At 74.4% G+C, this 6,510-nt stretch carries 8 protein-coding genes and 1 pseudogene; 6 read left to right on the forward strand and 3 right to left on the reverse strand.

Features of this window, described 5'->3' with window-relative positions; genetic code table 11:
- Positions 1-13 precede the first annotated feature (13 nt).
- Genes D0D15_RS26895 through D0D15_RS26910 form a run of 4 tightly spaced genes read left to right on the forward strand, consistent with a single transcriptional unit; the run spans position 14 to position 3,964 of the window.
- Positions 14-1,384, forward strand: a complete 1,371-nt coding sequence (locus tag D0D15_RS26895; RefSeq protein WP_094007077.1) for an MFS transporter — start codon at positions 14-16, stop codon at positions 1,382-1,384.
- Positions 1,381-2,406: an L-idonate 5-dehydrogenase gene (locus tag D0D15_RS26900; RefSeq protein WP_094007079.1), complete on the forward strand. Its 1,026-nt coding sequence runs from the start codon at positions 1,381-1,383 to the stop codon at positions 2,404-2,406. The genes D0D15_RS26895 and D0D15_RS26900 overlap by 4 nt, the downstream gene beginning before the upstream one ends.
- The gene (locus D0D15_RS26905; protein ID WP_094007081.1) at positions 2,403-3,362 is read left to right on the forward strand and encodes a sugar kinase; all 960 of its coding nucleotides are present in this window, start codon (positions 2,403-2,405) and stop codon (positions 3,360-3,362) included. Before D0D15_RS26900 ends, D0D15_RS26905 begins: the two co-directional genes overlap by 4 nt.
- Positions 3,359-3,964, forward strand: coding sequence for a bifunctional 4-hydroxy-2-oxoglutarate aldolase/2-dehydro-3-deoxy-phosphogluconate aldolase (locus D0D15_RS26910; protein ID WP_115944839.1), 606 nt, complete (start codon positions 3,359-3,361; stop codon positions 3,962-3,964). The genes D0D15_RS26905 and D0D15_RS26910 overlap by 4 nt, the downstream gene beginning before the upstream one ends.
- 90 nt (positions 3,965-4,054) lie before the next feature.
- On the opposite strand, the gene D0D15_RS26915 is transcribed toward D0D15_RS26910, so the two are convergent.
- Positions 4,055-4,369 (reverse strand): zinc-binding dehydrogenase, encoded by a 315-nt coding sequence (locus tag D0D15_RS26915; protein ID WP_198958303.1) that lies wholly within the window; start codon positions 4,367-4,369, stop codon positions 4,055-4,057.
- An 87-nt stretch (positions 4,370-4,456) separates the two neighbouring features.
- Here D0D15_RS26915 and D0D15_RS26920 point away from each other — a divergent pair, with 87 nt between their 5' ends.
- Positions 4,457-5,155, forward strand: a complete 699-nt coding sequence (locus D0D15_RS26920) for an alpha/beta fold hydrolase (RefSeq protein ID WP_094007084.1) — start codon at positions 4,457-4,459, stop codon at positions 5,153-5,155.
- Here D0D15_RS26920 and D0D15_RS26925 read toward each other — a convergent pair whose 3' ends face one another.
- Both D0D15_RS26925 and D0D15_RS26930 read right to left on the reverse strand, forming a co-directional pair.
- Complete coding sequence (locus tag D0D15_RS26925; protein WP_094007086.1) at positions 5,156-5,617, reverse strand: OsmC family protein; 462 nt, start codon at positions 5,615-5,617, stop codon at positions 5,156-5,158.
- The gene (locus tag D0D15_RS26930; protein ID WP_198958304.1) at positions 5,614-6,249 is read right to left on the reverse strand and encodes a GntR family transcriptional regulator; all 636 of its coding nucleotides are present in this window, start codon (positions 6,247-6,249) and stop codon (positions 5,614-5,616) included. The genes D0D15_RS26925 and D0D15_RS26930 overlap by 4 nt, the downstream gene beginning before the upstream one ends.
- 53 nt (positions 6,250-6,302) lie before the next feature.
- Between D0D15_RS26930 and D0D15_RS26935 the strand changes: the two are divergent.
- Positions 6,303-6,510 (forward strand): annotated as a pseudogene (locus D0D15_RS26935) (peptidase E); the annotation flags it as partial.

Raw genomic sequence — 6,510 nt, forward strand, 5'->3', positions numbered from 1 at the left:
AAAGGAGCGCACGATGACCGACAGCACCCAGACGGCGCCGGGAGGGGCCGTGACCCGCACCACCCGGGACCTGAGCCGGGCCGCCATGTCCGGCTGGCTCGGCACGGCCATGGAGTTCATGGACTTCCAGCTGTACTCGCTGGCCGCCGCGATCGTGTTCAACAAGATCTTCTTCCCCAACGTGAGCCCGGCCATCGGCCTGATCGCGGCGATGGCGACCTACGGCGTCGGCTACGTCGCGCGGCTGGCCGGAGCGGTCTACTTCGGACGGATGGGCGACCGGATCGGCCGCAAGAAGGTGCTGTTCGTCACGATCGCGCTGATGGGGGTCTCCACGACGCTGATCGGGGTGCTGCCGCCGTACTCGATGATCGGTCTCGCCGCCCCGATCCTGCTGGTCGCGCTGCGGCTGGTCCAGGGCTTCGGCGCGGGCGCGGAGATCGCCGGGGCGACCGTGATGCTCGCCGAGTACGCGCCGGTCAAGCGCCGCGGGCTGATCGCGTCGCTGGTGTCGCTGGGCACCAACTCCGGCACGCTGGCCGCGTCCGGCCTGTGGGCCGTGCTGCTCGCGGTGCTCTCCGACGAGCAGCTGCTGAGCTGGGGCTGGCGCCTGCCGTTCCTGCTGAGCTTCGTGCTGCTGATCCTCGGCGTGTGGATCCGGGCCAACCTCAAGGAGAGCCCGGTGTTCGAGGAGCGGCCCGACGTCGTCGACGGGGTCGCATTGTCCCGCAAGGAGATCGAGGAGTCCGGCGAGAGCACCATCGAGGCCGGTCTCAAGCAGCGCAAGGGCAAGTCGTTCCTGCTGGCGCTGGGGCTGCGGTTCGGGCAGGCCGGCAACTCCGGTCTGGTGCAGACGTTCCTGGTCGGCTACATCGCCACCGAGCTGGCCGTCAGCAAGTCGGTGCCGACCGCGGCGATCGTCTACGGCTCGCTGCTCGGGTTCGTCACCATCCCCGTGGTGGGCCTGCTGGGTGACCGGTTCGGCCGGCGCCCGGTCTACCTGGGACTGTCGCTGCTGACCGTGGTGATCGCCGCGCCGATGATGGTGACCATCGCAGGCGGCGGCACGGCCGCGCTGACCGTCGCGATGATCGTCGGCCTCAACGTGGGTGTGCTGGGCTTGTTCTCGCTGGAGAGCGTGACCATGGCGGAGCTGTTCGGGTCGCGCACCCGCTTCACCCAGCTCGCCGTCGCCAAGGAGATCGGCGGCATCCTCGCCACCGCGATCGGCCCGGTGCTGGCCGCGTCGCTGACCGCCGTGACCGGTCACTGGTGGCCCATCGCGGCGATGCTCGTCGCCTACTCGCTGATCACGTTCGTCTCCGCCTACCTCGCGCCGGAGACCCGCGGGCGTGACCTGGTCCGTCTGGAGGACGCCGCATGAGAGCAGCCGTCGTGCACGGCCCGGGGGACGTCCGGATCGACACCCGGCCGGACCCGGTGCCCGGCCCGGGTGAGGTGCTGGTCGCGATGGAGTGGGGCGGCATCTGCGGCTCCGACGTGGCCTACTGGCGGCACGGCGCCTCCGGGACGGCCGTGCTCGAGCACCCGCTGGTGCTCGGGCACGAGGTCGCCGGGCGGGTCGCCGCGCTCGGCCCCGGTGTGACCGGGGTCGAGCCCGGGCAGCCGGTGACCGTGCACCCGGCCGAGCCGGTCGGCGACACCACGCTGCCCGCGCGGATCGCCGGGCGCACCAACCTGCTGCCGCGCGTGCGGTACTTCGGCTCCGCGGCGTTCCACCCGCACACCGACGGCGGGTTCAGTGAGCTGCGGGCCGTGCGCGCGGACCAGCTGCGGCCGCTGCCGGACGGGGTGAGCACCCGGCAGGGCGCGCTGGCCGAACCGCTGGCCGTGGCGCTGCACGCGGTCCACCGCGCCGGCGACGTCACCGGCCGCACGGTGCTGGTCAACGGCGCCGGGCCGATCGGGTGCCTGGTCGCGGCGGCCGCGAAGCACCGCGGCGCGGCGACGGTGATCGCGGCCGATCTGGCGCCCTCGGCACTGGCGATCGCGCGGCGGCTCGGGGCCGATCAGGTGGTCGACCTCGCCGCCGGGGACGCCCTGCCCGGGGACGTGGAGCTGGTGTTCGAAGCCTCCGGTGCGCCCGGGGCGCTGGGCGGCGCGCTGCGGGCGACCGCGCGCGGCGGCACGCTCGTGCAGGTCGGGAACCTGCCCGGGGAACCGGCCACCGCGGTGCTCGGCGACCTGGTGACCCGCGAGATCACCTGGATCGGCTCGTACCGGTTCGTCGACGAGATCACCGACGCGGTGCGTGCCCTCGGTGAAGGGCTGGACGTGTCGCCGCTGATCACGCACACCTTCGACCTGGACCAGGCGGGGGAGGCGCTGGCGGTCGCGGCCGGCCGGGACAGCAGCAAGGTCCTGCTGCGATTGGGTGGCTCATGACGGTCGTGACGCTGGGCGAGACGATGGCCCTGCTGTCCACCCCGGCCTGGGGCCGGGTGACCGGCGGCTCGGCGCTGCCGGTGGGCATCGGGGGAGCGGAGTCCAATGTGGCCATCGGGCTGGCGCGGCTGGGCGTGCCCGCGACGTGGATCAGCCGCGTCGGCGACGACGCGTTCGGCGCACTGGTGACCCGCGAGATCCGCGGCGAGGGCGTGCGGGTGCTCGCCGCGGCCGACCCCGCGGCGCCGACCGGGCTGATGGTCAAGGAGATGCGTGGCGGGAAACCGTGGCGCGTGCGCTACTACCGGCGGGGCAGTGCCGCGTCGCGACTGTCCCCGTCGGACATCGACGCCTCGGTCGTCGAGCAGGCCGACGTCGTGCACCTGACGGGCATCACCGCGGCGCTCGGCCCGGGGCCGCGGAAGACACTGGACCACGTCATCGGGCTGGCGCGGGCGGCGGGAACGCTGGTGTCGTTCGACGTCAACCACCGCGCGACGCTCTGGCCGCCCGCGGAGGCCGGGCCGGTGCTCGCCCGGCTGGCCGCCGCCGCGGACGTGGTGTTCGCCGGGCCGGCGGAGGCGGCGCTGCTGCTCGGCCGCGACCTGCCCGGCGAGCCGTCGTTCGAGCTGGGCGAGGATCTGGCGCGGGAGCTGGCGAAGACCGGGCCGCGCACGGTGGTGGTCAAGCTCGGCGCGCTGGGGTCGGTGGCCCTGCACGGCGGTGAGGTGCACCGGGCCGAGGCGGTGCCGGTGACCGTCGTCGACCCGGTCGGCGCGGGTGACGCGTTCGTGGCCGGATACCTGTGCGGGCTGGTGTCGGGCGAGCCGGTGCCCGGGTGCCTGCGGCTCGGCAACGCGGCCGGTGCGGCGGTGTGCCGGGTGCCCGGCGACTGGGAGGGACTGCCCACACGGGACGAACTGGGAGCCACGGAGCCGGTGGAGGTGGTCCGATGAGCCTGCTGTCGCGATGCCCGGTCGTGCCCGTGGTGGTGCTGGACGAGCCGGAGCAGGCGGTGCCGCTCGGGGAAGCGTTGCTGGCCGGGGGCATCGACGTCGTCGAGATCACCCTGCGCACGCCCGCGGGCCTGCCGGGCATCCGGCGCCTGTCGGCCCTGCCGGATCTGCTGGTGGGCGCGGGATCCGTGCTGCTGCCGTCCCAGGTGGACGCGGCGGTCGAGGCGGGCGCGCGGTTCGTGGTCAGCCCGGGCGTGTCGGCGGACGTGCTCGGCCGCGCGGCCGAGCAGGGCGTCCCGGCGCTGCCCGGCGTGGCGACGGCGACCGATCTGATGGCGGTGACCGCGCTCGGGCTGGACGAGGTGAAGTTCTTCCCGGCCGGGCTGCGCGGCGGGCCGGCCGCGATCCGCGCGCTGGCCGCCCCCTTCCGCGACGTGGCGTTCATGCCGTCGGGCGGGGTGACCGCGGAGACCATGGGCGAGTACCTGGCGCTGCCCGTGGTGCCCGCGGTGAGCGGCAGCTGGATGGCCGAGCCCGCCCTGCTGCGCGAGCGCCGCTGGGACGAGGTGACCACACGCGCGGCGGCCGCCGTCCGACGGTGAGCACCACCTTCGCCCGCGCGTGCTCGGTTTCCCGGTAGCGGATCGCCTCCGCGGCCTTCTCCAGCGGGTGCCCGCCGGACGCGCCGTTGATCAGCCCCATCGGGCCGAACACGCCGGCACGCGGCGGAGGTCGGACAGCGCGCGGTTGCCGACGAGGTCCAGCACCAGCTCGTAGCGGGTCGCGGCGCGGGTGCAGTCCTCGCGCGTGCGGTCGACGACGTGGTCCGCGCCGAGCGAGGCCAGCAGGCCGGTGTTGCGTGTGCTGCACACCGCGGTGACGGTCGCGCCGAGCGCCTTCGCGATCTGCACGGCGAACGTGCCCACCCCGCCGGACGCGCCGTTGATCAGCACGTGCTGCCCGGCCTGGAGGTTCCCGGCGTCACGCAGGCCGGTGGTCGCCTTCATCGGCAGCCTCCGCGGCGGTACGGCGACCGTAGGGCGAACCGGGCAAAATCGGTATCGGGGACAGCCCCGGCCTTCTAGGCTCGGCCCATGATCGTGATCCTCGTTCCCGGGTTCTGGTTGGGCGCGTCCTCGTGGCGGGAGGTCGGGCCCGCGCTGACCGCCGCCGGCCACACCGTGCGCGCGCTGACCCTGCCCGGCTTGGAGTCGACCGGTGCCGACCGCGCCGGGATCGGCGTGCGCGAGCACGTCGGCGCCGTGATCGCGGCGATCGACGCCGAGGACGAACCGGTGGCCCTCGTCGGGCACTCCGGTGGCGGCCCGCTCGCCTACGCGGCCGCCGACGCCCGGCCCGATCGCGTCGCGCGGATCGTCTTCGTCGACGCCGGACCGCTGGCCAGCGGCGCGTCGATCAACGACGCCCTGCCCGCGGCCGGCGCCGACGTGCCGCTGCCGGACTGGACGGCGTTCGAGGAGGCCGAGCTGGCCGGGCTCACCGCCGAACTGCGCGACCGGATGCGTGCCGAGGCCGTGCCCGAGCCGGTCGGGGTGGCCCGCGAGCCGATCGAGCTGTCCGACGAGCGCCGCCGCGCCATCCCGGCGACCGTGATCTGCACGTCGATGCCGGCCGCGCAGGTGCGTGAGCTGATCGCCGCGGACCACCCGTACGTGCGCGAACTCGCGGCGATGCGCGACGCGGCGCCGGTCGATCTGCCGACCGGGCACTGGCCCCAGTTCAGCAGGCCGGCCGAGCTGGGCGCGCGGATCGTGGCGGCGCTGGGATCCTGACTATCCGATGTGGATCGTCGGTTCGTGGTGGACCGGGAAGTTCACCGAGCCGGCGATGAAGCACAGCTCGTGCGCCCGGTGGTGCAGCTCGGCGGCCTTGTCCGCCAGGGCCTCCTCGGCGATGGTGACCTCCGGGTGCAGCGTCACCTCGGTGAAGTGCCCGCCGCCGCCCGGGGTTTCGGCCATGCGGCCGGTCGCGGTGTCCCGGTAGCCGGTGACGGTGATGCCGTGCCGCGCGCACAGCGCGAGGTAGGTCAGCAGGTGGCACTGCGACAGCGCCGCCACCAGCAGCTCCTCGGGGTTCCAGCGGGCCGGGTCGCCGAGGAAGGCCGGGTCCGCGGTCGCCGCGATGGGCGGTTTGCCCGCGGCGGTGACGTCGTGGCCGCGGTCGTAGGCGCGGTAGCCGCCGGCGGTGGTGCCGCTCCAGGTGACGGTGACCTGGTAGCCGTGTTCCTTGCTCATCGCGGTGTTCCTCCCGGAAGTGCGGACAGGGTGCTCAGGACGTGGTCGCGGGCCAGGGCCGCGGCCGCCGGCCCGTCGCCGGCGGTGATCGCCGCGACGAGGCGGCGGTGTTCGTCGTCGACCTGGCCGGTGCGGCTCGGCGCGGCCAGCGAGTCGCGGGTGGACACCACGATCCGGTCCCACACCCGGTCCAGGAAGCCGAGCGCGAGCGCGTTGCCGGACAGGACCGCGATGTGGCGGTGGAACTCGCGGTTGTGCCGCACCCCGGTGGCCAGGTCGCCGTCCCGGGTCGCGCGGTCGGCGTCGCCGGCGTGGCCGGTCAGCCGGGCGAGTGCGGCGGGCGCGATCTCGCCCGCCCGCTGACGCAGCGCGGCCAGCTCGGCGGTAAGCGCTTCCAGGCTGGCGCGGACGAGGTAGGCCTCACGCAGTTCGCCGTCGCTCAGCCGGACCACCATCACCCCGCGCTGCCCGCTCTCGACGAGGCCGTCGCTCTCCAGGCGCCGCAGCGCCTCCCGCACCGGGGTGCGGCTCACGTCGAGGCGGTGCGACAGGTCGAGTTCGGTCAGACGCTCGCCCGGCGGGAAGACCCCGCCGACGATCAGTTCCCGCACGCGGTCGTAGATCGTCGTCACGGGATGCACTGTATACACTGAATGCAATCAGCGCCAGTCGTAGGATCCCAGCCGTGCCTGCCGACGAACCGACGATCCTCGCCACCTCCGGCGGTATCCGGGCCTCGGCCCGCCTGGACTGGGAGGTCGGCCCGCTGACCCGGTACGCCGTCGAGCTCGCCGGGGTCACCGGGCGCGCGCCGCGCGTGTGCTTCCTGGCCACCGCCTGCGGCGACGATCGCCGGCTGATCGCCGCCTTCTACGAGAACGCGTGGCGGGAGG

Source organism: Amycolatopsis thermalba, assembly GCF_003385215.1.
Classification (GTDB): Bacteria; Actinomycetota; Actinomycetes; order Mycobacteriales; family Pseudonocardiaceae; genus Amycolatopsis_E; species Amycolatopsis_E thermalba.

Excerpts from the sequence above, each read along its gene's own strand:
- D0D15_RS26920 (WP_094007084.1), top strand. The coding sequence starts at position 4,457 with ATGATCGTGATCCTCGTTCCCGGGTTCTGGTTGGGCGCGTCCTCGTGG.
- D0D15_RS26925 (WP_094007086.1), bottom strand. The coding sequence starts at position 5,617 with ATGAGCAAGGAACACGGCTACCAGGTCACCGTCACCTGGAGCGGCACC.
- D0D15_RS26895 (WP_094007077.1), top strand. The coding sequence starts at position 14 with ATGACCGACAGCACCCAGACGGCGCCGGGAGGGGCCGTGACCCGCACC.
- D0D15_RS26900 (WP_094007079.1), top strand. The coding sequence starts at position 1,381 with ATGAGAGCAGCCGTCGTGCACGGCCCGGGGGACGTCCGGATCGACACC.
- D0D15_RS26915 (WP_198958303.1), bottom strand. The coding sequence starts at position 4,369 with ATGAAGGCGACCACCGGCCTGCGTGACGCCGGGAACCTCCAGGCCGGG.
- D0D15_RS26910 (WP_115944839.1), top strand. The coding sequence starts at position 3,359 with ATGAGCCTGCTGTCGCGATGCCCGGTCGTGCCCGTGGTGGTGCTGGAC.
- D0D15_RS26905 (WP_094007081.1), top strand. The coding sequence starts at position 2,403 with ATGACGGTCGTGACGCTGGGCGAGACGATGGCCCTGCTGTCCACCCCG.